The following is a 26,064-nucleotide window of genomic DNA, read 5'->3' as shown; positions in this document are numbered from 1 at the left end:
CTGGAGAACGAACCGAACAAGTGGATTGCAGCGACGGGAGTAGACGACGTTCCGAGGTAGACGATATGCTCCGAAAAAACGGTCCCTCGGCGAAAAGGCCTCAAATCGATGTCTTCGGGAGTCGCCCGTCGGGCCGTGGAACACTGCCGCGCTTGATCTCGAGATCGACTCTCCGCAGATGCTTGCATCCTCCATCGGGTGCTCGCTGCTGCCAGTCGGGACAGGAACACGACTCACTGACGACGTCGACTTCGTATCGGTTTCCCGACCCGGATCGCACCTCATACCGACCGCCTTTTTCGAGCAACGAAATCGACATTTCCTCGGTGACGGCTCGCCTCGTTCGGGGATCGAGATCGTCGCTTTGAGAAGAAGACTCTGCGACGACCATCCGATCACGCATATCTCCTGTCTGGCCCCCGTCAGGCGTAGCGGCGTCAGGGCTCTGCAGCCGGTCGAACCAGCCGGGCTTCGATCGGATGCCCCTCTCGCCACAGGTAGTGGACTTCGCGACGGTCTCGGTGGTCATAGGACCCGCAGGCGGCAGCGTCACCGGACCAGACGCGCCATGCGCCGAGTGCTCCCATCGCGTCGACGATGGTTCGAGGAACCGTCTCGTACTCGGCAGGATAGAAAATGCGGAACCGAGTGCACCCTTCTTGCGGCGGAATATGGTCCCACCACTCGACGGCGTCACTCCAGCTGTCGTACATCGCGTCGTCGCTCCCGTAGCCGACGGTCACGCCGTCGATCGGCGTCCAGTCTGCTGGGAGGTGTTCCGACTCGCCTTCGAGCACCCGGAGGACAGCGTATCGGAGGTACTCGTGGGCTTGGTTGTCTGTCGTTCGAGCGACCTGGTCATGCTGCTCGGCAACGTGCTCGGCTTCCTCGAGAACCGTCGTGAGATAGGGTTCAGTCATCATTCGACGGAGATCTGAATGCGCCTCCGGCCCTCGGCGGGCGCAGAAAAACTTCCAGAAACTGGAAGCCAATGTTGACATAGAGAATTGATCTGGCTCACTTAGCCGTCTGGCTTGGTGCCTTTTGAGAACGAAATTTAATGTGCCACTAGTTACTACATAACACACAAGATGATTCGGGGACTTATCGCGTTTGTGGCATCGCTGTTTACTGAGGCTGTGAAGTTCGCAAAATGGCCATTTAACCCGACCAACGGCAGGGGACAGTACGTCACACCTTCAAACCGCCATTTCCTGACGGGGAAGGCGAATTTCTTGGTGACGGTTGCGTACCGACTGGGTCAAGCAGGGGTGAATTTTGGAAAGGCGCTGGTATTTGATGTGTTGGCTCCACTAGTTGATGCGATAATTAGGATGGCGAGCGACCTCTACCATTCAAATCCAAATTATACTCGAATGGCACTTCGCGGGGGTTTCTCTGCAGTTCAAACGACTTTCGCGATAGGAGCTGCTGGTTTGATGCTACTCGTAGGACTGTTCCGCAAGTGAAGCGCGAGGGTTACTCTTCGAGGACGTCGATGAGTTCCTCTGCCGTCCGACTGATCCGTCCGAGCCGCTCGCGAATGACCTCGGGATCGTCCGACTCCCACGCAGCGAGGTAGAACGCCGATCCGCTCGTGTCGAGCCCGCAGTACCGCCCGATGACGTACGCGACGGCTTCGGCCTCGACTTCGCGTTTCGACCGTTCGGTGTCGTCGTCGACGTCGAAGTGGAGCAGGGCGTGGGCGTACTCGTGAATCAGCGTCCGCGCGAGGTCGGCCTCATTCTCCCGATCGCGCACCTCGACGAGCGGCTGGACGTCGACGAGACTCAGCTGCTCGCAGATGCCCTTCGCCTCGCCGTGGGTCCACTCCTCAGCTGGTACGATCCGCACCGTCACGCCGAGGTCGTCAGCGGTGGCAGTCAACTGTTCGACGAGGTCGCCGGCGTCCCCGGTCGCTTCCGTGTCGAGGTCGGGAAGCGGCTTGCCCTCGGTCTGGGAGACGTCGAACACCGGAGCAGGCTTGAACCCGACCAGGCCCTCGGACCACTCCTCGGGTGGCGTCTCGTCGTACTCACAGTCACTGTCCTCGTGGTAGCTCGGTGAATTCTCGCACTCCGGGCACTGCTTGGAGATGATAGGTGCCCAGATCCAGATGGCCGACTCACCCTCCGTGACGTGGCGGTCGAACTCCTCCTGCCACGTCCGGTAGCCCGCCACCCGGCTCGCCTCGGGACACTGCCGCTTGATGAGGAGCGTGTTTCGGTAGGAGTAGTCGTGGAAACGACTCTGGACATCGAGCCACTCTTGGAACTCTTCGCTGGCCTGTGCGTCGTCGACGCCGGCGACGAGGTCGTCGATCCACTGTTTGATCGTACTGTTCATCTCGTCGGATCGCGTGTCGGTCTGGTCGAAGGAGACCGACGAGTCACTAGTCGTAGCCATTGTGTTCTCCGAATCGAGTTCACGGCGACTGCAGCAGTTCAGAACGCGCCGCACCCCTCAGGGGCGCAAAAACAGAAATTCACCAACTAGCTCTCCAGCCGTCAGCAACGTGTTCAGTTTCACTCCACTTTCCAACATTTTACACTACACGTCTGAGTACGCTGTGGCATGAGCAAATGGGCAGATTACGTAATCACTGCAGTTAGATACAGTGGTGACTCTATCGAACAAGTTCAGGTATATGAGGACGATGGAGATCAACTAGTCAACCGAGATACCAAATCGCGAATGGCCGTCATCCTCAGCTTATCGGTTGGACAAGAGTACTGTACGGCGTACAAGAATGACAACGGGAAATGGACAAAGGGTGATGATGTCGGGACAGTAGAAGTTGACGGGACAACCTACCTTCGGACTGACGGGAACAACATCGCGAGCGACAATCTAGGCGAACTGCCAGAGTTCTAGGGAGTCTTGGCATCGCGTAGAGAGCGTTTTTCTTCGGCCAATCCGACCGTGATGAGGTACTCGAGGAACTCGTCGAACCGCTCGACGTCGCTAGGCGTGTCAGTCGCAAGATGACGCGCCCACTCGATGGCCCACTGGAAGGCGGGATCCGTACCGCCCTTGCCGTGAATGTACCACCACCGGGCCGCTTTTAGTACGACCAGCGGATTCGTAGGTGGCTGCTCACCGGCGAGCCCACGGGTGATGGATTCGATTTCGTCGGGGACGTCGGCGGAATCGACCTCCGCTGATTGCGTGTTGTCGATATCGACCGGGATCTCGTCGATCGAGACGTTGCTCAGGACGCTGTTGTTGACTCACTGGAAGTCACCTCTGAGGACTCTCGAAGGAGCCCTCGCCCTCTCTGGGGGCACGAAAAACAGGTCGCGAAGTCACGCCGGCGGGAGGTAGATGCTCTGCTCGCCAGCGATCTCCTCCAGGTTGTTTCGGTGACGGTGGCTGAAGTAGCACTCGTAGCTGCAGCATCCACAGATTGCGCCGGTATCGTATTCGGCGACGTACGGGCCGCGGCGAGTTCGCCAGACGTTCGTCCCGCACTCGGTACAGGCGGCGTCCTCGAGATCGGCAGGACTCGGTCCCTTGTACTCGACGTCGAGCCCCTCGTCTCGCGGTGTTGTTTCGGGCCAGATTCCGTGGGTCCTCCAAAACTCACGGACGCGAGCGAGGCTGTGGCGCACCGTCTTTCGGACGGTGACGTGGTCGGCGTCGCGACCGCTGTCGTCCCAGCCGTCGGCCGTCCAGAACTCACCGAACTGTGCGCCGCGATGTAGGCCGTTCCAGTCGATGCCGACGATGTCGGCCGGTGGCTCGTCGGTGAGTGTTCGGCCTGGTCAGCTGTCGAATTGCGTCGAGCTGCTTGGGTGGACTCCCGCCGAGGATGTGGACGCGCCGCCCTCTCCAATCGGCTGGGTCAGAGAACTCATGGGCCAAGCGGTCGGCGTATCCCCGTGAATACCCGAGCACGAGGTTCTCGGGTATCGCGTCGATCACCGCCCGCGACTTCGGAACGACGATGAGCTCGGCCTCTGGATAGCCTCGCTCGGATCTCACGAGCCGCAGCGACGTGGGCGTCGACGTCGTCGAGTTCGTCGACGTCCCCGATGACCCCCGACCTCTGGTTCGTGCTCGAAGAAGCGGTCGACGAACCGCTCCAGGTCGGGATTCCGGAAGTCGTTGTCGAGCATCCCAACGGGAATCTCGAGATTCAGGTACTGATCCGTCTGATACCCACAGTCTTCCCGAAACCCAGGGAGAAATCCGAGGGCGAGAGCATCGCCGGCAAAGGGATCTCGGTGGAGGAACGCCACGAAGTCTGTTTGTCTGGCGGCGGCGATTTCGCGGGCGGTGCTGGCGCTGGAGCTCAGCTCGAGAGACATGATTAGGCTCGCGAGGCCGCTGCTGGCTGCCCCGCACCCTTTCAGGGGCCCGAAAAACCGAGGCACAGCGGATTAACCAACAATAGGGGGAACTCACGCAGAGTGTGTTGGTTAAGAATAGGGCTTACTTTTCGTCCTCACGCAGCTCTTCAGCCTTCCACTTGAGCTGGCGCAGAATCTGCGTCCGGTTCTGATGGGCGTTCTCGTAGGCAACACACTCCTGAAGAGTCTCCATATCGGGAATCGTCGCGATACCGGCCTTGATCAGGTGCGTGTTCGATGCTTCAAGCCGCTTCTCTGGCGGGAATTCGTCGCTCTCTTCGTCGTTAGTGGTTCCCATCTCGAAGAGCCTCCACCCCTTTGGGGCCGACACAAACAACTCTCCGGACGATGACGCCCCATCTCTGAATAGAGATAAAACCGATACAACAGTTACCGTAATGCAGTCATCCCCCGCGAGTGTTTACAGCCCCGTATGGAGCGAAAGACGATCTCCGTCACCGGGATGTCGTGCAACGGGTGCGAACAGAACGTGGAGACCGCCCTGCGAAACCTCGACGGTGTGAGTCGGGTCGAGGCCAATCACGACGCTGACACGGTTGAGGTGGTCCTCGAGGATGGAGTCTCAAACGATGACGTGAACGCGGCAATCGAACAGGCTGGCTACGACGTCGTGGCTTAGTCGGCCGTCACTCGGCTGTCTCCACGTTCGCTGTCGGTCCGTTCTTCTAGGGCGAACTTGGTGTTGACACCCTCGCCGGAGAGGAGCTGACCAGCGAAGCTGTTGGCGAGGACGGCCGAGACGGACAACACCATCGCAAGCATCGCGAACACTGGGTGAACGAGCCCTGTGGTCGCGGCGGCGACGCCGATGCCGTTGAACGCGAAGGCCGTCGCGAGGTTCTGACGGGTCTTCCGGTAGCTCTCTTCCCGATCTCGTAGGCGTCCATCACGCCACCAAGCCGGTCGCCCATCAGGACGATATCCGCTGACTCGATGGCGATGTCGGTCCCTGCGCCGATGGCGATGCCGATGTCCGCCTGCGTGAGTGCGGGAGCGTCGTTGATGCCGTCGCCGACCATCGCGACGCGGTAACCCTCGTCCTGCAGGCGACCGATCTCTTCGCGTTTCTCGTCGGGCAGCACGTCTGCCATAACGCGGTCGATGCCGACCTCCTCGGCGACCGCGTTCGCGGTGCGCTCGTTGTCCCCGGTGATCATCACGGGCGTAATGCCGACCTCTGTCATCCGCTTGACGGTCGCAGCGGCGTCGCTCTTGACCTCGTCACCGATACCGATCAGGCCGATGAGGTCACCGCCACGAACAACTCCAGCAACGGTGAGGCCGCGGCCTTGGAGTCGCTCAATATCGGCGTCTCCCTTCGACAGGTCGATCCCCTCGTCGCTGAGCCATCCCGGTTTCCCGACCAGCACGTCGTCGCTGGCCACGGTTACCCGGGCGCCCTTGCCGGTCACGGAATCGAAGGCGTCGGGGATCTCCGTACTCGAAGCCTTGCTCGTCGGCGGCCTCGAGGATCGCATCGGCAAGTGGATGTTCGGAGAACGCCTCCGCGCTGGCCGCAGTCGTGAGTACATCCACCTCGTCGGCACCGAAGGCGACGACCTCACTGACGGCGGGTTCGCCGACGGTGATCGTGCCAGTCTTGTCCAGCACGATGTGGTCGACGTCGGGGAAAATCTGGAAGGCGTCACCGGAGCGCATCAGGATGCCTCGGTCAGCGGCCTTCCCGCCGCCCCGAATTAGCGCGAGCGGTGTCGCCATCCCGAGGGCACATGGATAGCCGAGCACGAGGACCGCCAGCGCTGCGAACGCCCCGCGCTGGACGTTGGGGGCTGCACCCCACGCAAGCGGTGCGACCACCCAGAAGAGGAACGAGAGCGCGGCAATCGTCAAGACGCCTGGGACGAAGTACTTGAGGACGCGGTCGGCGAGCTGAATGATGCCGGGCTTCATAGCGCGTGCTTCCTCGATTTCGCGGGCCACCTGGTTCAGGAACGCGTCCTCGCCCGTTGCAGTTACCTTGATGAGCAGCGTCCCGGTCTCGTTGACGCTGCCGCCGATCACTCCGTCGCCCTTCGCCTTCTCCTCGGGGATGGACTCACCGGTGGCAACCGACTCGTCGACTGTGGATTCTACCCTCGACGACCTCACCGTCGACGGGGATGTTCTCGCCGGGCTTGACCCGGACGTAGAGTCGCCGACGTCGAGGTCGTCGAGGGGACTTCCTCGACGTCACCGTCATCACTGACGCGGCGTGCTGTGTCGGGCTGGAGGTCGAGCAGGTTCTGCACGGCCTGTGAGGCTCGTGTGCGGACGATGAGGCTGGTGTACTCCGAGAAGGATGTGATAAGTGGTAATGAACACGGAGACGGCGAAGAAGTGGACGGTCGGGAAGCCAGAGAACACGAACAGACCGAGCAGCCCACCAAGTAACCCTGCGAATGCGCCCGCTTCCAGGAGAACGTGCTGGTTGAAGATCCCCCGGCGAAGGCTCTGGAACGCCTTCTGTTTGATGTAGCGCCCAGGCCCGAACATCGTCCCGAGCGCCAGCCCGAGCGTCACCAGATCCATTATGAGATATGTCGACTCGAAGCGGCCCATCACTAGGATCATCCAGCCCATCAGCACAGCAACGACGATGGATGCGCCGCCGGCGAGCAGGAGGCGGCGCTTGCCGTCAGCGAGCTCGGCCTGCTGTTGCTCGTATCGCTTCGCTTTGTCCGGGTCGCGGATGGTATAGCCGAGATCCCGAAGCGTGTCCTTCACCTCGACCTCGCTCAGGCGGTCATCGTCGTACTGGACGAGGACCTCCTCGTGGGCGAGACTCTACGTCGACGTCCTCGACGCCGTCGGTCCGGCTGTAGGCCTTCTTGATACTCTCGGCACAGAAGGAGCAGGACATTCCCCCGACGTTGAATTGTTCGTGTGTCGTTCCCATCGTGGTCGCGAGTTAACCAGCGAAGTGGATAATCATTACGACGTAGTATTATAGCGGTATCGAACAACTAAGACTGCTATCGAATGTGTAGCGTTACTCTTACTATCGTCGTTCCCCTACGTCCTCACAAGAATGGCGCTCCTCGAATCCGACGTGCCGATCCGTGAAGTCGTGGACGACGGCCCCGGAGAAAGCGAAAGCGTTGGAGAACGACGTCCGGGCGAAGATCCTCGATATGCTCGCTGCCGAAGAAATGACGATCGAAGAGATTCACGACGAACTGCATCGTCGCGGTGAGGAGAAGGCCGAGACGACGGTGCGCCACCACGTGAACGTCCTGAAGGACGCAGGGATGGTTGAAATCGCCCCGTCTTGAGGAAGCTGGCGGCGGAACGCGGAAGTTCTACAAGTCGAACACGCGGATTTTCTTGTACGACCTTCCAGAGGACGCCGAGCAGACGCTCGCTGGGGCGCAGGAAACCGCGACAGCCGAATTAGCAGGGCTCGTTGAGACGCTCTATGGGGAGCACGGCGACGACATCGAAGCGGTGGCACGAGAAATGAAGCCCTGCGAGTACTGTGCAACACAGCATTACGAGGAGTTCGTCCTCCGGGAACTGCTAAATCGCGCGCTTATAGACCTCACTGAGAATGGGACGGTGGAGAGCGTTCGGCGTGATTCAGAAGACGCCGGCGATGAAGCCGAGTCCCATGACGACGAGGACGATCGCTGAGAACAGCGGCAGGTACGGTGTGTACTTCTCCACCGTTTCTTCGTACTCCTGATAGCCGGCGATGAGGAGCATCGTTAACCCGACGATGCCGACGATGACCGTCAGCGCATATGCGGTCATCAGTTCCAGACAGTACGTCGAACCGGCACAGAGGCCGATAATCTCGAACTCCTCCTCGTGAGCGAACCCGAGGACGAATGCGAACCAGGCGATTCCGAGTAGCCCGTGGTCGGTGTCAGTAGCCGGATCGGTCCTGTGCTCGGGAGTCCCCTCCGATTTCTCCAAGCCGAGTTTTCACCCGTAGAAGAAGCCCATCCGAGGCGTGTTCGTGCGTGGGTGACGTGCCGTGACTGTGGTGGGTCGACTGCTCCTCAGTATGCCCATCGTGGTCGTCCTCGTGCTGGTGAGAATGGCCGTGTGTGTACTCTCGAATCCCGAGTCCGATGAGTAAGATGCCTGCGACGATGCTGACCGGACCGCCGATGGAAACGCCGCCAAGAATCGAGATCGGCTCGTTCACCTGCGTCAACTGAAAGTAGGATTTCGCGTAAAAGAACACGCCGACCATCGCCAGACTGCTAATGAGGTGGCCGATGCCGATTAGCAAGCTGCTGGCGAGTCCGTAGAGCCACTTGTTGGATTGATCGAGCGCATAGCTCGCAGCGACCGGCCATCCGTGTCCGGGCTCGATGCCGTGTACAAATCCGAGAGCAATCGCGCCGACCAATACTGGTAACGCCTCGCCGTGGAGCATTCATCTATCTCTCTATCCCTGCGCTGTATAGCGGTTGTTAAGACCGAAATGGGAATTCCGTAATAATCGAGGGTTGACATCCTCCCGCGGCTGAAGCCGTGGAATTCCTCCGGTGGGGATGGTGGCTATCCACTCATGGAGGGCAAGTTTCCCGTTGCCGGTACTCCGGTTTGTGCGCTCCTCGTTGGGACGTACCCTCTCGGGAGAGGATGATGCCTCCGACCAGTTGTGGTCGTCCCACTTGAGGCGCACGGGCCGTGCCATCGGCCCGACGTCCGATTCGCCAGCCTGTCGTTCGAGGAACGTCCGCGAAGCGTCGAGGTCGGCGTGTCCCCTGTAGCCGCACGAACACCGAAACACGTCGCCGTCTCGGTTTGTATCGTCGCGTTCACCACACATCGGACACTCCGCCGTCGTGTACGCTTCCGATCGCACTTCGACTGTGATGCCGTACTCCTCGGCGGTCGTCGCAAGCCGGTCGATGAACGAGCGATACGCCCAGAACTGGTGGGTCTTCTCGTTCACCTCGGCGCTCCAGTGTGTCGAGAGGACATCGGTGAGGTCGCCCACGTACACCGTCGCCACGCCTTCGTCGTACAACCGTTCCATCAAATCTCGCACGAGGGCTTCCTGTGCGTGGTCACGCCGTCGCGTTCGCTTGCGGTACAAACGTCGAATCCGGCGACTACTATACCGTCCCTCGCGGAGTTTCGACTGCAAGCGGGCGATGTGCTCGGTGGTTTCGCGGAAGCGGGCGAACAGGTCGCGGCCGTCGTAGCAGTACTGCTGGCCGGTGGTGGTAGTACAGGCGACGAGATTGTTCGCGCCCACGTCCAGCGCGGCTGCTTCTGAAGCCAGTGGTGAATCCTGTCGAGAATCGGGCACAGTAACAGGCTGAAAGGCCCTGAACGTGTCGGTCACCTCGTCGTACTGTATCTCCAAGCGGCCCTGTTCGCCGTCCCATTTCGGAGCGCCGCACACTTCGAGGCGAAGGCGGTCGTGATAGCCAAGTCCGTACTCGTCTTTGAGGGCTTGGCCGACCGGGATTTCCAGCCGTGAGCGCTCGCTGATTTCCAGCGTATATTGGTCGTTTCGGATGTACGTCCGCAATTCCCTGCCATCGTCTTCGTTACCCCAGTAGCCCGGTGGGGCGGTGTCCTCGCCGTTTTCGCGGGCGGCGAAGAACGACTGCCAAGCCGATGTGTTCTTTCGAATCACCTGCTGTGCGGTGGCAGAGCCGAGAACGCCGACGTACTGTTTGCGGTAGTCGGCGGTGTCCCACACGCTGTCGCCGTCGAAGAAACGCTGGCGGCGTTCGTAGTTCAACTCGTTCCACAGGCTGGCCGAGGCATCCAACAACTCGCGGAGCAGGTGCTCGTCCTCCTCGGAGAGTGGGCGGATCGCGAACGTGTTGGTTCGCCTCACGACAGTATCTATTTACGTCTCAACGTCTTAAAGTCTATTGGTCGATGCGTCCCAACATAGACATCACCCACACGTTGCACGGTCGAATCAAAGACTACGCCGAGGACAAGGAGATGGAGCTATCCGAAGCGTACTCCGAACTGCTTGAGCGAGGACTTGAAAGCGTGGCACATCCAGATGAATCGTAGCGCGTAGACTGACGGGCCGTGCTGTCGCTCAGACCCACCCCCGAAGAGATGGGCTTCCGCTCGTCCCGTTCAAGACAGTAGGGGATCAATTGGGGAGTATGCGCACGAGCTTGAACGTGTCTGAGGACATTCTCGAGGAGTTCGACGAGACGTGGCAGGCTGAGGGGTTGGATTCCCGCTCGCGGGCGATTCGTGAAGCGATGCAGGAATACATCGAGGGGCACTCACAACTCGAAGCGGTTTCGGGTGAGGTCGTCGCTGTACTGGCGTTCGATTACCAGCACCACGAGGTGATTCACGATCTCCATACTGCCCAGCACCAGTTTCAGGACGTCATCGAGACGATGAGCCACACCCACCAGGGCGAGTGGTGTTTAGAGACCGTCTTCTGTCATGGCGATGCGGCGCGGGTGCGGGAACTCGTGTATCGGCTCCGTGATTTCGATGGGGTCGGTCGCGTGAAGACGATGCTCCTCCGCAGTACTGCGCCGGCCGACCCGGAGTGAGATTCATTCGATACAGCAGCTCATTGTCGACGTGTCCCGTCGGAACGCCTGACAGGTGTGTTTGAACGCCTCGCTGAACGTCGGGAACGGGTGGACGGTGTCGATGATGTCGTCGACGGTGAGGCCGAACGTCACCGCCAGCGTGGCTTCCATGATCATGTCGGCGGCACGAGGTCCGACCATGTGGACGCCGACGATCTCGTCGGTCTCGTGGCGTTTGACGACCTGGACGAGGCCATCCGTGTTCTTGACCGCCTTCGCCCGCGGGACATCCGCCATCTGGATGGTCTGGCACGAACAGGTGCCGTGCTCGTCCATATACTCGCGTTCTGTCGTCCCGACGGCTGCGACTTCCGGGCTGGTGAACACGACTGCGGGGACTGTATCGTAGTCGATGCTGACGCCCTCGTTGCCGAAGACGTTCTTGACGGCGTGATTGCCCTCCTTGGCGGCGACCGTCTCCAGTTCGGGCTCGCCGATCACGTCGCCCGCTGCGTAGACGTCGGGATTCGTCGTCTGGAAATGCTCGTCGACGCGAATCGCGCCATCGGATTCGGTCTCGACGCTGACTGCTTCCAAGCCGATGTCCTCGCTGTTGGGCTGGACGCCTGTCGCGACGAACAACGCCTCGGCGGTGAACGCTCGTTTCTCGCCCTCAATGACAGTCTCCACAGCGACGCCCTGCTGACCAGAGTCAGCACTACTGTCGGTAGCCACACCCTGAACCTGCTGGAAGTCGTTACCGGTCATGATGTCGATCCCTTCCTCGCGGAAGGCTCGTTCCATCTCCCGGCCGAGCTGGCCTTCCATACCTGAGAGCACGTGACCGGAGCGCTGGAGAACCCTCACGTCGACGCCGACACGGTGGAGGATCTGGCCCCACTCCAGCGCGATGTACCCGCCGCCGACTATCAGAATACTCTCGGGAAGGTCGCGCTCCTCGAGGATTGTCTCGCTCGTGTAGTAGTCGATGTCGTCGAGGCCGTCGATGGGTGGCGCCCACGGTGAGCTTCCAGTCGCGACGAGCGCCTTCTTCCCAGTAATGTGCGCGCCCTCGTCGGCGCCGTCGACGACCTCAATGGTCGTGTCGTCCACCAGCTGGCCGTAGCCCTCGTAGATGTCGGTCTCGAAGTGCTCGGCGACGTCGACGTAGTTCTCCTGCCGGAACCGCTCGACGAGTTCGTTGGTGCCGTCGAGGGCGTCGGCCCAGTCGACAGTCGGCTCTTCGGGATATGTGACGGCGTCGAAGGGGTTCTCCGACGCTGCAGCGCCACTCTCGGCGACGGCGAGTAGATGCTTACTCGGGACACAGCCGACGTTCACGCATGTCCCGCCGATGGGCAAGCCGGTATTCACCATCGCCGTCGAGAGGTCCCGTCGGCTCGCTTCAGTGATCGCGGCGAAGGCTGCGGCGCCCCCACCGAGAATCACGAGATCATAGTCGGAGGTGTGAGTCATCTATACTGATACTTTATGACGGGAAGTTCTTATACTCCAGAGTCCGAAGCTATGGAGTAGGTTGGAGGCTACGAAGCTATGGCAGATACTACTTCACCGGCGCCAACGTGCGATGTTGAGGGGACGTGCTACTGTCCGCTCACAGGAGTTATCGACACGTTGAGCCGAAAATACGCGATGCAACTCGTCAGCATCATCGGCGCACACGACTCACTGCGGTTCGCGGAGATCGAAGACCACCTTCCGACAGCGAGCACCTCGACAATCTCGAAACGTCTCGACGAGTTCGAGGAGGCAGGACTCGTCTCACGGACGCAGTACAACGAAATTCCGCCACGCGTCGAATACGCGCTAACTGACGAGGGGGATGAGATTCGTTCGAGATTAGAACCCCTTCTTGAGTGGGCGACGGCGAACTCCTGACATACGGACTCCAGTGAATTACATCCCACATCTGAGGCTCCTCCATTCAGGTGGGGGTGTTAGCCCCAAGACTATCGTTTCTTCGTGTGCTACTGTGACGCATGATGAACGAGGGGAGCGTCTGCACCGTCATTTACTCTTCCAGGTCTCCGTGACGGAGAACAAACCGAGTACAGCCTGGATGAGACAACTGCGGATGATCGGGCTGCGTTGCTGGTATTTTACCCGTTTGATTTCAGTCCTGTTTGTACAAACGAACTGTGTGCGATTCGCGATGCAGAGTGGTTTCAGCTGACGCCGGCGCTCGATGTCTGGGCAATTTCTGGTGACAGCGTCTACGCCCACCGAGCATTCGCCGAGGAATACGGCCTCAATTTCCCGTTACTTAGTGATAGTTCCGGGCGGGTTGCCGAGTCGTATGATGTCTGTTATGACGAATGGGAGAACCACGAGCGCGTCCCGCAGCGTGCCGTGTTCCTTATCGATTCCGAGCAAACGATTCGATACGCCTGGGCGACAGAAGATGCACTCGAGAAGCCGGATTTCTTCCCGGTCAAAGACGCTCTTGAGACGCTGGAAGCGGAACGCGATGAACCCGGTCCTGAGGATGTCGAATTAGCAGTCGAATATAACGAGGAACCGGAACCGCTCACGTAAGCTGCTATTTGAGGATCGTTTCAGTGAACGCCGCTCCGACAATCAGCTCATCGCATCTTGGAACCGCTCACGGAGCGCATCCTCACGCTCCTCGAACTGCTCAACGTTGGCCTGCAGGTCCTCGTTCACACGCTCGATGCTCGCGAGCGCCCGCTCGCCGGCCAGCGACGCCTGCGATCCCTCATCTCCGTCCGCCTCCAGCTGCTCCTCGTAGGCTCGTTCGACGCGCTCGATCGTGCCTTCCGGATTGAACAGGATGTCGTTGGCTGTGCGGACGTACTGATCGAGGGATGCGCCTTCCTTCCCTTGGAAGAAGTGGGTGAGCGCGTACGTCGCGCCGGAATGCAGCGTCCACATATCGATCTCGAAGGGGGACGCCGCATTTGCTTCTGCATCGCCGGCGGCACGCTCGGCCAGGTAGTCCGGGAAACCAAGCAGGCTGTAGAACTCCGTGACGGTGAACGGGAGCTCCGAGAAGTCGAGGTCGATGTCCTGTGCGTCCCGGATGAACTCGAAAAGGTCGTCGGCGATGAGTTCGACCTGTGCGAGGAGTTCCTCCCACCACGTCTGGAAGTTCCGTACGTCGCCGACGTGCTTGATCACCTCCTTGTCGGTGAGCGAGCGCATCGTGTTCGAACAGTAACCGTCCTGCGCGAAGCCTTCCACGTAGACGGCGTGCTCGCCGAAGAAGTCGTACCCCGACGTGACTCCCATCGTAATCGGGTCTGACCGGCCGGGGAGACGCACCTCAAGGCCGTCGAACATAATGTCCATGTGGACCTCGCCGCCACCCCGGTAGCGTCGGATTTCGCCGAACATCACGTCGCCCAATGGCGTCCCGTCGATGGTCTCCTCGCGAAGGACCTCCTCCAGCGGGCTGTAGACGTCGACGGGGTTGATGATCGAGTACGAGTCAGTCGGGATGTGAAATAGCGACTCCGCCTCGGTGCCCCCATTCGTTTCTGCTTGTAACCGCGAGGGCTCGACAATTGCGTTGAACCGCTCTGTTTCGACCCACTCGTCGGTGTACGGATTGCGATACGCGACTGCTGTGTCGACTGCCTGGGGAAGCTCTCGAATCGCCGCACTGAAGCTGATCGGTTCGGGACCCCCGTGTTGCTCGGCGTACCAGTCGGGTAGTTCGGTGTCGGTTCGCCCATCGAGGCCTGCGAAGACCGTAGCTGTCTCTGGGTCTTTCATGGATTCCATTCCACAGGCGCAATGCGTTCCGAACCGCGCCTGCACCCATCGCAGGCGCAAAACAAACGCTACGTATCGTCGATATCTGGAGTTGTCCAGATTGATGCGACGCGCTCGGCGAGGTCTTGATTACGTTCCCTGAGATTGACCTCAGTCCAGCGTTCCAAATCCTCGAAATAGCCGTTCAGTTCGACGTGGCTTTGCATAAGCAGTTCTCGCTTCTCCGCGAACGGCCGATTCGAGAGCTCGGGGTTGTACCCGCTGAGAGTCAAGTTACCCAGTGCGTGTAACCACTGGTCATGAATACGCTCCCACTCTTCGCCGAGCATATCCTTCCATTCGTCACCCCACTCGTTGTCATCGATGGTCTGAGGCATCACATGCTCTATCGTTAATTCATCGTACTGTACTGGCTCTTGGTGGCCGAACTGCTCTTCGAGCGTCCAGAGAATCAGCCACGTTTTCTTCTTATCCCGGTTGTACATATCGAACCGATTGATATTATCGAAGAGTTCTGCGTCATCAGGCCACCCTTGACTCTTCAGATAGGCGAACAGCGATTCTTTCTCGTTGCCATCCTCGATTGAGCGGGCCGCAATTGGGAACGTCCGATAGTACCCCCGGGTACTACGACCGCAGATGAATCGACGGAGCACGAAGCTCTCTAGCCCGTGAAAGATGTCGAGGAGCTCATCGAGGCTGAGCTCATCGGAGTTCCACCGGTCAAGCAAATTCAGAATCAATTGGTGGGCAGTCCCGATTTCCAGATACTGGATGCGTTCTAGCGCATCCGTCAGCTCCTCACGGGGGGCTGTTCCAGGCCGATGGATCCAGAGGTACAGATCGGCATAGTACGATAATTTGTCAACCAATTCGTGGGGAGTCAGGTCTGCGGTTCGTTGCTTGAACTGATGGTAGATCTCATTCTTCTGGACGTATTCACCGTTTCGCATCATGTAATCCCGATAGAACTCAGTGAGATCCACCCCGCCATGACGGTCTGTTTCTTCGAATTTTTGCTCGAATGGCATCCAGTGATCATCGTTGAACTGGTCCTGTTCGGTCAGAGATAGCTGCATAAAGACGTGATTCCGGATAAGATCCGATTCCTCAAGCTGGAGTCCACGCTCGTTCAACGTCTCAAAAATCGCATAGGGATTCTCATCTTCTGACGTCGTAATCATCACCAGTGGAAGCTGCTGGATGATGATTTGTTTGAGCCGATCTAAGGTTTGTAGTTCGTCGTCGCCGTTGAGGTCGTCAATCCGTTCATAGAGGAACTCGTAGCTGCTATAGATTGAAGTATCCGCCAAATCCCCATCCACCGATTCCTGCTCAACGATTGCGAAGAGGGCGTCTCGATCCTCAGCGCGGGAGACGACCTTGAATTTCTCAACCCCGTCTTTGAACTCGTCAATAAGATACTTCTTGTTGATCTCCTCAGCGAAGTTCGTGTACTGTTCGCCCCCGATTTCGGCTGCGTAGTCACGAATGGCGCTCAAAAACAGCGTGAGTGAAATGAGGCGCTGCTGTCCGTCAATCACGAGATATTCGGGAACTGTCCCGGGTCGGTGGTTGCCGGGCATAACGACGAAGGTTCCAATGAAGTGTTCTTCCGAGATTGAGTCGGCTTCTAAGAGATTCTGGATATCAGACCAGAGGGCTTCTAATTCCTCTTGTCCCCATGAATAGTTCCGTTGAAAAACCGGTATGACGAACTGCTTCTCGCCCGCAAACACGTTTTGGAGAAATTGATCTTCAGCGTCCATTCGTGAATCTATAACAACCACCTAATGCGAATCTCATAAACATAAGGGAAGTCTCCGGATAGAATCGTCCTACACCGCGTGATTCAGTCCTTTGTAGAGGTCTACGGCTCGGAAGCTGAATATATGGGTTCTTGATCTGTCGTTTCGGTCACCTGAAGCAGCAACGCCCACCGATTCGCGATTGCATTGTCTGGTGCCCTGGGCGCCTTTTCTCGAGCGCAATAATAACACCTCATTAACCAACATCACCTCTGTAACCCGGGAATTGTTGGTTAATCGAATACTTCGCTGATAGGCGTGACGAATTTCACAAAAGACAGTTGGATGGCCTTCTGCCCGCGACTATTCTCGTTCTTCGAGGGCGATCCGCCTTGCTTCAGCGACAAGTCCGTGGGCATCGGACATTGCTTCCGCATCAAGAGCGACGGCGGCTCCAATCCCGTCTTCGAGAACGAAATTCATCTCGATAACGTTCTCAAAGCACTGCACAAGGCAGGTGAGCTGTCCGTGATCTTCTGAAAAGGTATTCTCGTATATTGGCGCCGTCAACGATTCCATTCGGGACTCGTCAATTGCTGATTCGAGTTCGTCTGTCGTATATAGCTCAGCGACGTCATCCCTGAGATGGACGATCTCGTACGTGTCTCCCTCGTATTTCACGATACTCCGGAGATTCCCGTCAGTTCGTTGCTCGAAGAAGTTCTCGAGCCGGGTGGCCATCCTTGTCGCCATATTACCAACTCGTGTCTCTTTCAACATAGGTTTAAGCCAAAGAAATCACAATATTGTATCAAATCTGGTCAGATTTTGCTCTTCAGTTTCTCTGTATACGGGCAATCTGCTCGGGAGTGGGGGTATACTGGAAGCCGGCACTCTGAATTTGGTCTAGAGACTGTGTAGAGTCGCGAGCCAGTGTCGTCGGTGCGCTCCTGTCGGTCGTTGTACCGCTCAGTTCGCGCCCGATTTTCTCGAGCGCCTCGACACCACGTTCGAGGAGCTGGTGGGTGGCTCGCGCCAGTCGAAGCGTCTCCACCAGTGCTCCCCCTTCGGAGGTTCGATGAGGTCGTTGCTCTCTCCAGCGAGTTCCCAGATTACCCGTTCTACGTCAGCATCCTCGGCAACCGTCCGATGTGCGAGCAGGGCAGGATATGCACGGTCGCCCTGACTGCAGAGCACGACCAGCCACTCGTCGCTTCCATCCCCGAGTACGATGTAGTGGTCGCGATCAGCGCGCTGGAAGACCCGCCGGTCCGGACGGGAGACGGTTCGCCAGTTCTCGGGGAGCGTCGGCGACGGCCGTCCGCCGTCGGGGAGGTCGACGACATCGTCGGGAGGGTCGCCATCGCGGCGTCGAGCTCCTCGCCGGTTCGGGGCCGCCTCGCGTGGGTCTCGACGAGGAATGTCGAACTTCTGCATCCACTTCGAGACCGTCTGTTGTGTACAGCCTAGTTCATCCGCGATCTTGACCGTGCTCAGCTCCTGTTTCCAGTAGAGTTCGTGGAGGAGCGATTCGTCTCGCCAGGGGTGATGTGCATCTGTCATAGCTGTGTTCGAAAGTGTCCGTTAAGGGACTCCCGCCCCCTTCAAGGGGGAAATAAACCTCTCTGCCGCAGTAATGGCGGCTGTTCAAGCGGCTCTTTGACTCTCCAGAAAGCGTTTATCAGCCGCTTGAAAACAGGGAACTATGCGCCGCCGCACTGTCCTCGCAAGTCTCACTGCCGGCATCGGATCACTTGCCGGGTGTAGTACAACGCTCGGCGGGACAACGGAGACACCGACTACGACACCAACCGAACAGCCAACTGAATCACCGACACCGACCTCCAATGATCCCAGTGAAAACGAGGAATGGGAGCTCGGGGCCGCGAGCATCATCGACCTGACGACAGCCAACCGTACCTATGCACTTGCGCCTCTCCGCTATCGCTCCGACGATGGCGCAAGCATCAGGATGCGGTTCTCGTCGACGGCGACATCGGAGGGACCTGCGACGGTCGAAGCAACGCTCACCAACGAGAACCCCTTCGAGAACACATTTCGGTTGGACTGGACGCCCCCTTCGGGCGACTCTTTAGCGATATCCCCCATCCGATGGGAGAACGGAGTGGCGACTTTACGTATCGTGTCGGGTTGATATTTGCTCCGACGGCGAACCACGATCTCGTCGAGGATCCGCCTGACATCCAGCGTGCCGACGATGGCTACTGGCGACTTGCCTCTGATACAACCCCGGAACTCCCCGAGCGAGTTCGCCTTTCGCCGGGTGAAACTATCCATGGAGAGTACGCTCTGGTCGGTCGCGCCGAAGGGGTGGGACGTGGACGGCCACCAGGCGTCTACGAGTTCTCCCGAGCGGGCGAGCGGCCGCTTCGAGTGGCTGTTTGGCCGACCGACTCGCCCGGCCCAGCCACCGACTCGCAGTTCGCAGGCATGTCGGTTCCTGCGCTTCCGGGTGACAGCGATACGGCATGGTTCCACAACGCTGACGCGAGTTCACCGACGTTCGTCCGCCCAAGCACCGAGCAGACGAGTTTACCAGCCCGTATCGAGTTCACGTTCATTAATCGGGCTCGGGAGGCGGTGGGGTGTGGCCACTGGAACGTCTACAAACTTCAGGGTGGAGAATGGTTCCACCTCGGTCCGTACGTTCAGGATGCTGTCTGCCATCGCCTCTCACCCGGACATGCAGAAACCTGGGCTCTGCGGGCTGCGACTTCCGAGATGGCTCCGTGTGAGGCGCAGAGCTATCCGTTCCTCGGCGGCGGACGTTACGCCGCCGTCGCGGGCTACGGCCACGCGACAGCCCAAAGTGGAGCCCTCGTCGAGATTGACGCGCCACCAGTGACTGTCGTCCCGACCGATGATGTCACGACCCAGCGTGACAGCGGAACAGTGACGGCGACCTCGGATCGCTGGCGAACGGCTCCCGACTCTGAGGGACGTTCACGCGTGTCCCTTGTGCTCGAACCGGTAGGCAATGCTAACCGACGGCTTATCGCCGAACAGGTGATGCGCCGCCGCTATCGCGGGTATCGGAATACCCTCGCGTTTGTTGCCTCGGACGTGGAGCGTGTCGTCCTTCGCACAGACGACCGAACGGCTGACTGGACCGCTGGTTACGACGATGGGACAGCCCAGTTCCGATACGAAGAGCAAGCGTACCGCATTACGAAGCGTACACCCTGACTATTGTATCCGTTTCAGGGTTCGTATACCGGCTAGAATCAGCTCGATTTCGGGGTCAGAATCGGCGACACATTCTCGCGCCGGTTCAAATGCAAGTTATGGTGGGAGGTGACGGTCGTAGATATTCCGGCGATGCCCAACCGCCTCAACGATCAGGACATCCTCATCCCGGTCCCAGGTGATGATCGCACGATAGTCGCCAGCACGAAGCTTGTAGTATGGATACCCGGTGAGCTTTTCGAGACGATGAGAGGTCCAGTCCTTTGCTTCGTCGAGTTTCTTCACCAACCGCTCTTGGGCTTCCGATTCGAGCCCCTCCAGCAAATCGAGTGCTTTTGGCGTCCACTCGACCTCAGTCATCGATGCCCAGCCGGTCCTTCACGTCGTCCTGCGACACCGTCTCGCCCTGCTCCCGCTGTTTGCGGCTCTCGGCCAGATGATCCAGGGCTTCCTCGGACAGCTGCGTTGGCGGATTGACGGCGTCCCGAAGCGCGTCGCGGATGAACTCGGATTTGTTCGCGTAGCCACGCTCCTCCCAGACGTCGTCGACCTGTGCCAGCAGCGACTGTGGCACGCGGACGTTGATCTTCTCCATCTCACCGTCGCCGCCGGCATCGCTGTCAGTGCTCATATGCTGTGATACGCCTGTATCACGTAAGTAGCTTCGGTTGGATACGCGAACTGTGGTTAACGAGGTCGAGACTGCGTGCGAGGGAGAGCCGCCGATGCTCCGAGAAGTTCAGGACGACGGCTTGGCCGTCGACGCGGAAGCCGACGTATTCGACTGCGTCTCGGTGAGCCTGACCTGGCGATGCGACTGGAACCGATTCCGAACTGGCCATAGGTACATTCCCGTTCATTCGTTGCTCGCGGGCGGTTCGGTGACCCCCGCACCCCTCTCGGGGGCAATAAACACCACCAGCCCAGAATTGTCCTTGAGTTACAACGGATCCGCTGATTTGCTCTACGAGGGTGGAGCTGCTCAGACCATTTCCTGTTGGAGTAATTCCTGTAAACACGGGAGTCCCGAACGTTAACTACCGGGGAAGCATAGGTCTATGTATGACAATTACGACTGAGTTTTCCCTCAGTTCACCGTCTCTCCCGCTGGTCAGTATCACTGAGAGACTCCCACCGGACCAAATTGAGTGCGTCCATGGGCTCTGTTTCGAACAGGACGCCCGGATGTTCATCGTCAAAATCGATTCCGATGTCAACGTTTCAGAAGCCGACTTGGAATCGCTGGACGAAGTCCAAGAGGCGACAACGATCGGCTACGCGGGCGAGCAAACCGTCCACAACCTTACGATAGACCTCGCCGACGCGATCTCGGAAGTATTCAGTGGTGGCAGTTCCGTAGCGGCCAAACTCGAGCCGACCGTCGTCACACCGGACGGATGGTACGAAAGGAAAGTGTACAAGGACCGTGATGCGTTCATGGAGTCCCGGATCCGCTGTGAGAACTACGGGATCTCGCTCGACCTCATCTCGATGACCTCCACTTCCGCTGCATCGGACGATGCTATCCCGTTTGGGTTGACTGAACGGCAATACGAGGCGCTGACACTCGCACTCTCTCGTGGCTACTACGAGAGCCCACGACAGACCTCGACTGAGGAGCTCGCTACGGAACTCGGCATCTCACAACCCTCGCTCTCGAGACTCCTCAGGCGGGGTGAGCGTCAGCTACTCTCTTCGGCACTCCAAACACAGGAGCACTTAAACACGGTTTCCAATTAGCACCGTCGCTATCTGGCCGTAGTCCCTCTGATTTTGTAGACAGAGACCTACTATGAAGACAGTTGAACTCAACAACGGTGTGGAGATGCCGATTCTCGGATTCGGCACGTATCAAATCGAGGACCTCGACGAGTGCGAACGAAGTGTCTCGGAAGCACTCGATACGGGGTATCGACTCATTGATACCGCGGCGGCGTATGGGAACGAGAAGGCGGTTGGGCGGGCAATCGAGAAGAGCGACGTGCCGCGAGACGAGGTGTTCGTTACGTCAAAACTCTGGGTGCAGGACACCGGCTACGAGGCTACGTTGGACGCGTTCGAGCGATCGTTGGACCGACTGGGCCTCGACTACCTCGACCTGTTTCTGATTCATCAGCCCTACGGCGACGTCCACTGTTCGTGGCAGGCTATGGAAGACCTCTACGAGGACGGCAAAATCAGGGCCATTGGGGTCAGCAACTTCCACCCCGACCGGGTGATGGACCTCATGGTCCACAACGACGTCGTCCCGGCAGTGAATCAGATCGAGACGCATCCCTTCTACCAGCGAACCGAGGATGCAGCATTCCTCGAGGAACAGGACATCCAACACGAGTCGTGGGGGCCGTTCGCCGAAGGCCAGAACAACATCTTCGAGCACGACGTGTTGACCACGATCGGAGGCCGCCACGGCAAATCCGCTGCACAGGTAGTGCTTCGATGGCTCATCCAGCGCGAAATCGTCGCCATTCCGAAATCGGTTCACGCCGACCGGATCGCCGAGAACTTCGAGGTCTTCGACTTTGAACTCACCGACGAGGAGATGGAGACGGTCGCCGAACTAAACGAGGGTGAAAGCCAGTTCTTCGACCACCGAGACCCGGGAATGGTGAAGTGGCTGGGGGAAGCTGAGCGCGAGACCTAAATCTCGATTACAGAGCGCTCCCTTCGGCCAGCACTCAATGTGACTGCGGTACGCATCGCTTACGGATACTTAAACGCGGTATCTCGTTAGCATCACGCCCAAGCGATTCACGTCCTTTGTTCAAACCGAGCACGACGATGGAATACACGACTCTTGCTTCGACCGGAATGGAGGTCAGCCGCATCTGTCTCGGCGGGATGAGTTTCGGCGTGAGCGACTTCCACGACTGGACGCTCGACGAGGAGGGCTCGCGCGAAATTATCGAACGCGCGATTGACCTCGGTATCAACTTCTTCGACACGGCCAACGCGTACTCAAATGGAGAGTCCGAGGAGATCATTGGGAATGTTCTCGGAGAGTACGACCGCGACGAACACGTCGTCGCCACGAAATGCTACTTCCCCACGAACCTCTTCTCCGATGCAGACGAACCGCACCCGAACGCGTCGGGACTCTCCCGGAAGACTGTCGAGCAAGAACTGGAGAATTCGCTAGACCGACTGGGGATGGATACCATCGACCTCTACCAGATCCACCGGTGGGACTACGAGACACCCATCGAGCAAACGCTGCGTACCCTTGATGACGCAGTTCGACGCGGGAAGGTTCGATACATCGGCGCGTCGTCGATGTGGACTCACCAGTTCGCCGAGGCACTGTACACCAGCGAGCACCTAGATCTTGAACAGTTCATGACGATGCAGGACCACTACAACCTCGTCTACCGCGAAGGCGAGCGGGAGATGTTCCCCTTCTGCGAGAAGAAGACATCGGCGTCATCCCGTGGAGTCCGCTCGCACAAGGATACCTCACCCGCCCCCACGAAGAGATGACGGCGACGACCCGCGGCGAAGAGCTCACCGAGACGCACGAGGAATACCGGATGGGCGGCGGACCGGCCGTCAACGAGCGCGTCGAGGAACTCGCTGCGGAGAAGGGGGTGACGATGGCACAGCTCTCGCTGGCGTGGTTACTCTACCAGGACGTCGTTGATGCACCGATCGTCGGCACCACGAGCGTCGAACATCTCGAACAAGCCGTCGACGCACTCGATATCGACCTGACGGATTCAGAGCTAGAGTACTTGGAAGAACCGTACGAGCCCCTGCCGATTGCCGGCACTCCTGTCCCTGGGTCGGAAGCCAACTAGAGCTCGATGATCTGTGGCTTCAGTCACTCCATAATGAGAGAGAATACCCTACGTACTTCGGACGATTCGGAGATCGATAGAACGAGTCGGCGTAAACTCCTAGGGGCAGCTGCAGTGGCAGGAGGTGGCTTCCTTGCGGGATGTATACACCAGAGCGGGTCCGAGACGGAAGAGCAGAATACCCCCTCCCAAACTGCGGATGAGGACAGCGTACTGATCGTGTTTTTCTCTCGTACGGAAAACACCCAAGCTGTCGCTGAAATCATTCAGCAAGAAGTGGGTGGAGAGCTGTTCGAAGTGTTGCCGGCAGACCCGTACCCCGTCGATTACGACACGCTCGTCTCACAGGTAGACCAAGAAAACGAAGAGGGCTACACCCCGCCTCTCCAATGTAACGTGGAGAATATCGAGGCGTATGACACCGTATTTTTCGGTGCCCCGACGTGGGATATGCAGTTGCCACCGCCGATGAAGACCTTTCTGAGTGAACACGATTTGGGCGGGAAGACTGTGGTCCCGTTCAATACGAATGGTGGGTATGGCGTCGGGAGTAGCTTTCAAACGATAGAAGACCGCTGTCCAGATGCCGATGTACGGGAGGGCTTCTCCACGAGGGGTGGGTTGGAGAGAATGGTGTGTACCTGGCAATCAAAGACGATCGGCGGGAGGAAGTCAGGGCGGAAGTGACTGAGTGGTTACAGAGGATTCAGATGTAACCTCAGCCTTGCCGGTGCCGCGGCCGCACCCCTCTCATGGAATTGTTGCGTCACCGAAGTCGAACCGTTTCACCATCATACTCGAGAATATCCTTCGTGACCAGTCGCTCAATCGCGTCATTGACGGCGTCCTCTTGATCGCCAGAAAGCGCCCGCACATTCGAAAGGGCCCGCTCTTGAATTGCTTCGACGCCGTTGATGCCCTCGTCAACAGCTTTCAATATGGTGTACTCGATCTCGAATGCTGTCGCGAACGTTTCGATGCGGTCGATGAACGCATCCGGGAGCCCGGACAATGAGTTCACCGCTATTTCGATTGCGAATAGCGGGTGGGAGCGGTCACGGATCTGTCGTGCTTCAGTGGAGCCAGTATTGAACGGTCGCTGATCGTCAATCTCCGTCAGAATCACCTCATAGTCTAACCCACGCTGGGCATACGTTCGCATATCTTCGATGTCGCGGCGTCGGCCACTCCCCAGATCTCCGCCGGAGACCGCTTTTAGCAGAAACATATCCTCATCGGAGAGAATGTGTGCTGTTGCGTGACGGCCGGTCCAGAACTCTTCAGCCCGGTCGTGCATTCGGTCGGTGATCCACACTTTCCCGACGACCTGCCGTTCGAAGAGGTCAATCTGGAGTCCACGCTCTGCGTGATGCAGTTCGACGGTTTTCCCGACGCCCTCAAACGACTCTGTTGGCTCGCCGACCACTGAGAATCCCTTGGATGTGAGCGTCTGATAGACGTGTTCGAACTCAGAGACCACACCAAGCGCGAGGTCGATATCCTCCGTCTGGTCTTTCAACCCGTGAACTGTCATCGCCGATCCCCCAAGGAGATACACAGTTACGGACTGTGACAGCCAGCTGTCGAAACTCTTCGAGAAACGCCCTGATTGCCTCGCTACCACTAAATACAGTCATGCGACTCCGTACTGCTCTTTGAGTGCCCTGAATTCTGCTTCACTCGGGAGGACGACAGGAAGGTCCTCAGCGATGTCGAAACTCTCCTTGGAGTGACCGATACATCGCAGTCACCGTAGACTCTAGACCATACCACTGCGAAGTCCTTGTCAGCGTCTCTTGGCCGATGTCCGATGTCTCGATCAAGAGCATTGCATAACTGACACGGCGGGACCCGCTATCGAGGACGAGCGTGTGGCACACTACGTCGGCAGGTGTGAGTTCCATGTCTGGAGCATACCAGAACGCGGGTTCGCCAGCGAGGAAAAATTGCAGGCCGTACTCGGCAAACCGAGCAAGCCCGGTCAGTTGCCAGTCGGTGGCGCCCTCGAGTGCCTCCGTATCCTCGGCTGTCTGCACGCGGACGAGTGCTCGCTTCGGATCACACCATTCGACGGTCGCACTCGGTGCAAGTCTTCGGACGCGCGACCGGTGCTCGTGCCGGACGACTGCACGAGCGAACGTCAGCAGCGGCGAGAGGTCCTCACTCAACGCGTACTCCGGGCCGGAGGGGGATAGCATCGAGCGATGTTTGAGCGGTGACAGCGCCTTGTGGGCGCCTTGCCGAGTAATCTTGAGTCGCTCAGCAATCTCAGACACACGTCGGGGCTCGTCGAGATACCAGCATACCCGGAGTGTAGCCGGCGAGAGAAGGTCGGGCCATTCGACGTGTCCAAGTTCGGATCGAAGGGCCCGGTACGCTTCGACGACTGGGTGGTCTGTGAGGGAGACCTCCCGCTGGTTGTTTGCCCCACGGTGTTCGGCGAGCAACCCCGATTCGAGTAGCTTGTCGAGTACGTCGTAGAGATGAGTCTGCGAATATTCGGTTTCCATCGCGAGATCAGCTGCTGTGGCTTCCCGGCCGGTGCTCAACGCGTCGATGACGGCGAGTCCAGCCTTAGTGAGCATCTGTGTCTACTGTAAGAACCATACCTATAAATACGTTTGCTGATTTAGGTTGACGACAATCGATTCAACAACGATTCGTCAATGCGATCTGCGAGCGCAGTCTCCAATGATCTGTT

General features: G+C 58.6%; 21 protein-coding genes and 11 pseudogenes. 14 read left to right on the top strand and 18 right to left on the bottom strand.

Annotation, left to right across the window (positions count from 1 at the left end; all coding sequences use genetic code 11):
* Positions 1-100: 100 nt before the first annotated feature.
* Positions 101-920 (bottom strand): annotated as a pseudogene (locus tag ACODNH_RS03280) (hypothetical protein).
* Between the two features lie 171 nt (positions 921-1,091).
* Between ACODNH_RS03280 and ACODNH_RS03275 the strand changes: the two are divergent.
* Positions 1,092-1,469 (top strand): hypothetical protein, encoded by a 378-nt coding sequence (locus ACODNH_RS03275; protein ID WP_434530256.1) that lies wholly within the window; start codon positions 1,092-1,094, stop codon positions 1,467-1,469.
* A 10-nt stretch (positions 1,470-1,479) separates the two neighbouring features.
* Here the strand turns inward: ACODNH_RS03275 and ACODNH_RS03270 are convergent, their stop codons facing one another.
* Positions 1,480-2,406: an ArdC-like ssDNA-binding domain-containing protein gene (locus tag ACODNH_RS03270; RefSeq protein ID WP_434530255.1), complete on the bottom strand. Its 927-nt coding sequence runs from the start codon at positions 2,404-2,406 to the stop codon at positions 1,480-1,482.
* Positions 2,407-2,574: 168 nt separating this feature from the next.
* Here ACODNH_RS03270 and ACODNH_RS03265 point away from each other — a divergent pair, with 168 nt between their 5' ends.
* Positions 2,575-2,874, top strand: coding sequence for a DUF3892 domain-containing protein (locus ACODNH_RS03265; protein WP_121538228.1), 300 nt, complete (start codon positions 2,575-2,577; stop codon positions 2,872-2,874).
* On the opposite strand, the pseudogene ACODNH_RS03260 reads toward ACODNH_RS03265, so the two are convergent.
* From ACODNH_RS03260 to ACODNH_RS03250, 3 genes and pseudogenes are all read right to left on the bottom strand, one after another.
* A pseudogene (locus ACODNH_RS03260) lies at positions 2,871-3,234 on the bottom strand (hypothetical protein). The gene ACODNH_RS03265 and the pseudogene ACODNH_RS03260 sit on opposite strands and share 4 nt — an antisense overlap.
* A gap of 71 nt (positions 3,235-3,305) precedes the next feature.
* Positions 3,306-4,310 (bottom strand): annotated as a pseudogene (locus ACODNH_RS03255) (DUF6610 family protein).
* Positions 4,311-4,434: 124 nt separating this feature from the next.
* Entirely contained in the window at positions 4,435-4,650 is a 216-nt protein-coding gene (locus ACODNH_RS03250; RefSeq protein WP_230892508.1) for a hypothetical protein, read from the bottom strand.
* 135 nt (positions 4,651-4,785) lie between these two features.
* On the opposite strand from ACODNH_RS03250, the gene ACODNH_RS03245 reads away from it, so the two are divergent.
* A complete protein-coding gene (locus ACODNH_RS03245) occupies positions 4,786-4,992 on the top strand; it encodes a heavy-metal-associated domain-containing protein (RefSeq protein ID WP_230892507.1) in 207 nt (68 codons plus the stop codon).
* Here the strand turns inward: ACODNH_RS03245 and ACODNH_RS03240 are convergent.
* Positions 4,989-7,269 (bottom strand): annotated as a pseudogene (locus ACODNH_RS03240) (heavy metal translocating P-type ATPase). The gene ACODNH_RS03245 and the pseudogene ACODNH_RS03240 sit on opposite strands and share 4 nt — an antisense overlap.
* Positions 7,270-7,401: 132 nt before the next feature.
* Between ACODNH_RS03240 and ACODNH_RS03235 the strand changes: the two are divergent.
* Positions 7,402-8,003 (top strand): annotated as a pseudogene (locus ACODNH_RS03235) (ArsR/SmtB family transcription factor).
* On the opposite strand, the pseudogene ACODNH_RS03230 reads toward ACODNH_RS03235, so the two are convergent.
* A pseudogene (locus ACODNH_RS03230) lies at positions 7,950-8,757 on the bottom strand (hypothetical protein). The pseudogenes ACODNH_RS03235 and ACODNH_RS03230 sit on opposite strands and share 54 nt — an antisense overlap.
* Positions 8,758-8,769: 12 nt before the next feature.
* The gene (locus ACODNH_RS03225) at positions 8,770-10,182 is read right to left on the bottom strand and encodes an RNA-guided endonuclease InsQ/TnpB family protein (protein WP_434530254.1); all 1,413 of its coding nucleotides are present in this window, start codon (positions 10,180-10,182) and stop codon (positions 8,770-8,772) included.
* A 44-nt stretch (positions 10,183-10,226) separates the two neighbouring features.
* On the opposite strand from ACODNH_RS03225, the gene ACODNH_RS03220 reads away from it, so the two are divergent.
* Together ACODNH_RS03220 and ACODNH_RS03215 are read left to right on the top strand one after the other, a co-directional pair.
* Positions 10,227-10,370: a hypothetical protein gene (locus tag ACODNH_RS03220; RefSeq protein WP_267638922.1), complete on the top strand. Its 144-nt coding sequence runs from the start codon at positions 10,227-10,229 to the stop codon at positions 10,368-10,370.
* A 98-nt stretch (positions 10,371-10,468) separates the two neighbouring features.
* A complete protein-coding gene (locus ACODNH_RS03215) occupies positions 10,469-10,876 on the top strand; it encodes a CopG family ribbon-helix-helix protein (protein WP_230892502.1) in 408 nt (135 codons plus the stop codon).
* Positions 10,877-10,879: 3 nt separating this feature from the next.
* Here ACODNH_RS03215 and merA read toward each other — a convergent pair whose 3' ends face one another.
* Positions 10,880-12,334 carry a mercury(II) reductase gene (merA, locus tag ACODNH_RS03210; RefSeq protein WP_434530253.1) on the bottom strand — a complete coding sequence of 485 codons (1,455 nt, stop codon included), beginning with the start codon at positions 12,332-12,334 and terminating at the stop codon, positions 10,880-10,882.
* A gap of 78 nt (positions 12,335-12,412) precedes the next feature.
* Between merA and ACODNH_RS03205 the strand changes: the two genes are divergently transcribed.
* A complete protein-coding gene (locus ACODNH_RS03205) occupies positions 12,413-12,757 on the top strand; it encodes a winged helix-turn-helix transcriptional regulator (RefSeq protein WP_080505578.1) in 345 nt (114 codons plus the stop codon).
* Positions 12,758-12,883: 126 nt separating this feature from the next.
* Positions 12,884-13,414: pseudogene (locus ACODNH_RS03200) on the top strand (redoxin domain-containing protein); the annotation flags it as partial.
* Between the two features lie 42 nt (positions 13,415-13,456).
* Here ACODNH_RS03200 and ACODNH_RS03195 read toward each other — a convergent pair.
* The 4 genes and pseudogenes from ACODNH_RS03195 to ACODNH_RS03180 form a co-directional block, all read right to left on the bottom strand.
* Entirely contained in the window at positions 13,457-14,614 is a 1,158-nt protein-coding gene (locus ACODNH_RS03195; RefSeq protein ID WP_230892499.1) for a hypothetical protein, read from the bottom strand.
* A 68-nt stretch (positions 14,615-14,682) separates the two neighbouring features.
* Positions 14,683-16,383, bottom strand: a complete 1,701-nt coding sequence (locus ACODNH_RS03190) for a DUF262 domain-containing protein (protein ID WP_230892498.1) — start codon at positions 16,381-16,383, stop codon at positions 14,683-14,685.
* A 342-nt stretch (positions 16,384-16,725) separates the two neighbouring features.
* Positions 16,726-17,115 carry a hypothetical protein gene (locus tag ACODNH_RS03185; RefSeq protein WP_434530252.1) on the bottom strand — a complete coding sequence of 130 codons (390 nt, stop codon included), beginning with the start codon at positions 17,113-17,115 and terminating at the stop codon, positions 16,726-16,728.
* Between the two features lie 303 nt (positions 17,116-17,418).
* Positions 17,419-17,750 (bottom strand): annotated as a pseudogene (locus ACODNH_RS03180) (DUF6166 domain-containing protein); the annotation flags it as partial.
* Between the two features lie 317 nt (positions 17,751-18,067).
* On the opposite strand from ACODNH_RS03180, the gene ACODNH_RS03175 reads away from it, so the two are divergent.
* Both ACODNH_RS03175 and ACODNH_RS03170 read left to right on the top strand, forming a co-directional pair.
* Complete coding sequence (locus ACODNH_RS03175) at positions 18,068-18,517, top strand: hypothetical protein (protein ID WP_434530251.1); 450 nt, start codon at positions 18,068-18,070, stop codon at positions 18,515-18,517.
* Positions 18,475-19,569 carry a hypothetical protein gene (locus ACODNH_RS03170; protein ID WP_434530250.1) on the top strand — a complete coding sequence of 365 codons (1,095 nt, stop codon included), beginning with the start codon at positions 18,475-18,477 and terminating at the stop codon, positions 19,567-19,569. The genes ACODNH_RS03175 and ACODNH_RS03170 overlap by 43 nt, the downstream gene beginning before the upstream one ends.
* A gap of 96 nt (positions 19,570-19,665) precedes the next feature.
* Here ACODNH_RS03170 and ACODNH_RS03165 read toward each other — a convergent pair whose 3' ends face one another.
* From ACODNH_RS03165 to ACODNH_RS03155, 3 genes are read right to left on the bottom strand one after another with little or no spacing between them, the layout of a single operon-like run.
* Positions 19,666-19,929 carry a type II toxin-antitoxin system RelE family toxin gene (locus ACODNH_RS03165; protein WP_058984726.1) on the bottom strand — a complete coding sequence of 88 codons (264 nt, stop codon included), beginning with the start codon at positions 19,927-19,929 and terminating at the stop codon, positions 19,666-19,668.
* Positions 19,922-20,200, bottom strand: a complete 279-nt coding sequence (locus ACODNH_RS03160) for a ribbon-helix-helix domain-containing protein (RefSeq protein WP_135806871.1) — start codon at positions 20,198-20,200, stop codon at positions 19,922-19,924. Before ACODNH_RS03160 ends, ACODNH_RS03165 begins: the two co-directional genes overlap by 8 nt.
* A gap of 19 nt (positions 20,201-20,219) precedes the next feature.
* A complete protein-coding gene (locus ACODNH_RS03155; protein ID WP_434530249.1) occupies positions 20,220-20,411 on the bottom strand; it encodes a hypothetical protein in 192 nt (63 codons plus the stop codon).
* 220 nt (positions 20,412-20,631) lie between these two features.
* Between ACODNH_RS03155 and ACODNH_RS03150 the strand changes: the two genes are divergently transcribed.
* From ACODNH_RS03150 to ACODNH_RS03135, 4 genes and pseudogenes are all read left to right on the top strand, one after another.
* Complete coding sequence (locus ACODNH_RS03150; RefSeq protein ID WP_230892496.1) at positions 20,632-21,309, top strand: helix-turn-helix domain-containing protein; 678 nt, start codon at positions 20,632-20,634, stop codon at positions 21,307-21,309.
* Between the two features lie 52 nt (positions 21,310-21,361).
* Positions 21,362-22,213 (top strand): aldo/keto reductase, encoded by an 852-nt coding sequence (locus ACODNH_RS03145; protein WP_135806873.1) that lies wholly within the window; start codon positions 21,362-21,364, stop codon positions 22,211-22,213.
* A 137-nt stretch (positions 22,214-22,350) separates the two neighbouring features.
* Positions 22,351-23,363, top strand: a pseudogene (locus ACODNH_RS03140) (aldo/keto reductase).
* A gap of 33 nt (positions 23,364-23,396) precedes the next feature.
* On the top strand, positions 23,397-24,050 hold the full coding sequence (locus tag ACODNH_RS03135) for a flavodoxin (RefSeq protein WP_434530248.1): 654 nt from the start codon (positions 23,397-23,399) through the stop codon (positions 24,048-24,050).
* A 79-nt stretch (positions 24,051-24,129) separates the two neighbouring features.
* Here ACODNH_RS03135 and ACODNH_RS03130 read toward each other — a convergent pair.
* Together ACODNH_RS03130 and ACODNH_RS03125 are read right to left on the bottom strand one after the other, a co-directional pair.
* A pseudogene (locus ACODNH_RS03130) lies at positions 24,130-25,000 on the bottom strand (hypothetical protein).
* Positions 24,997-25,948 (bottom strand): annotated as a pseudogene (locus ACODNH_RS03125) (helix-turn-helix domain-containing protein). The pseudogenes ACODNH_RS03130 and ACODNH_RS03125 overlap by 4 nt, the downstream one beginning before the upstream one ends.
* Positions 25,949-26,064 lie beyond the last annotated feature (116 nt).

The sequence above is a fragment of the Haloarcula sp. NS06 genome, from assembly GCF_051122755.1.
Classification (GTDB): domain Archaea; phylum Halobacteriota; class Halobacteria; order Halobacteriales; family Haloarculaceae; genus Haloarcula.
This window is presented reverse-complemented; position numbering and strand designations above follow the sequence as displayed.

Bases quoted from the DNA above. Each gene is read 5' to 3' on its own strand.
- ACODNH_RS03275 (WP_434530256.1), top strand. From the start codon at position 1,092: ATGATTCGGGGACTTATCGCGTTTGTGGCATCGCTGTTTACTGAGGCT.
- ACODNH_RS03270 (WP_434530255.1), bottom strand. From the start codon at position 2,406: ATGGCTACGACTAGTGACTCGTCGGTCTCCTTCGACCAGACCGACACG.
- ACODNH_RS03265 (WP_121538228.1), top strand. From the start codon at position 2,575: ATGAGCAAATGGGCAGATTACGTAATCACTGCAGTTAGATACAGTGGT.
- ACODNH_RS03250 (WP_230892508.1), bottom strand. From the start codon at position 4,650: ATGGGAACCACTAACGACGAAGAGAGCGACGAATTCCCGCCAGAGAAG.
- ACODNH_RS03245 (WP_230892507.1), top strand. From the start codon at position 4,786: ATGGAGCGAAAGACGATCTCCGTCACCGGGATGTCGTGCAACGGGTGC.
- ACODNH_RS03220 (WP_267638922.1), top strand. From the start codon at position 10,227: ATGCGTCCCAACATAGACATCACCCACACGTTGCACGGTCGAATCAAA.
- ACODNH_RS03215 (WP_230892502.1), top strand. From the start codon at position 10,469: ATGCGCACGAGCTTGAACGTGTCTGAGGACATTCTCGAGGAGTTCGAC.
- merA (WP_434530253.1), bottom strand. From the start codon at position 12,334: ATGACTCACACCTCCGACTATGATCTCGTGATTCTCGGTGGGGGCGCC.
- ACODNH_RS03205 (WP_080505578.1), top strand. From the start codon at position 12,413: ATGGCAGATACTACTTCACCGGCGCCAACGTGCGATGTTGAGGGGACG.
- ACODNH_RS03195 (WP_230892499.1), bottom strand. From the start codon at position 14,614: ATGAAAGACCCAGAGACAGCTACGGTCTTCGCAGGCCTCGATGGGCGA.
- ACODNH_RS03190 (WP_230892498.1), bottom strand. From the start codon at position 16,383: ATGGACGCTGAAGATCAATTTCTCCAAAACGTGTTTGCGGGCGAGAAG.
- ACODNH_RS03185 (WP_434530252.1), bottom strand. From the start codon at position 17,115: ATGGCGACAAGGATGGCCACCCGGCTCGAGAACTTCTTCGAGCAACGA.
- ACODNH_RS03175 (WP_434530251.1), top strand. From the start codon at position 18,068: ATGCGCCGCCGCACTGTCCTCGCAAGTCTCACTGCCGGCATCGGATCA.
- ACODNH_RS03170 (WP_434530250.1), top strand. From the start codon at position 18,475: ATGGGAGAACGGAGTGGCGACTTTACGTATCGTGTCGGGTTGATATTT.
- ACODNH_RS03165 (WP_058984726.1), bottom strand. From the start codon at position 19,929: ATGACTGAGGTCGAGTGGACGCCAAAAGCACTCGATTTGCTGGAGGGG.
- ACODNH_RS03160 (WP_135806871.1), bottom strand. From the start codon at position 20,200: ATGAGCACTGACAGCGATGCCGGCGGCGACGGTGAGATGGAGAAGATC.
- ACODNH_RS03155 (WP_434530249.1), bottom strand. From the start codon at position 20,411: ATGGCCAGTTCGGAATCGGTTCCAGTCGCATCGCCAGGTCAGGCTCAC.
- ACODNH_RS03150 (WP_230892496.1), top strand. From the start codon at position 20,632: ATGACAATTACGACTGAGTTTTCCCTCAGTTCACCGTCTCTCCCGCTG.
- ACODNH_RS03145 (WP_135806873.1), top strand. From the start codon at position 21,362: ATGAAGACAGTTGAACTCAACAACGGTGTGGAGATGCCGATTCTCGGA.
- ACODNH_RS03135 (WP_434530248.1), top strand. From the start codon at position 23,397: ATGAGAGAGAATACCCTACGTACTTCGGACGATTCGGAGATCGATAGA.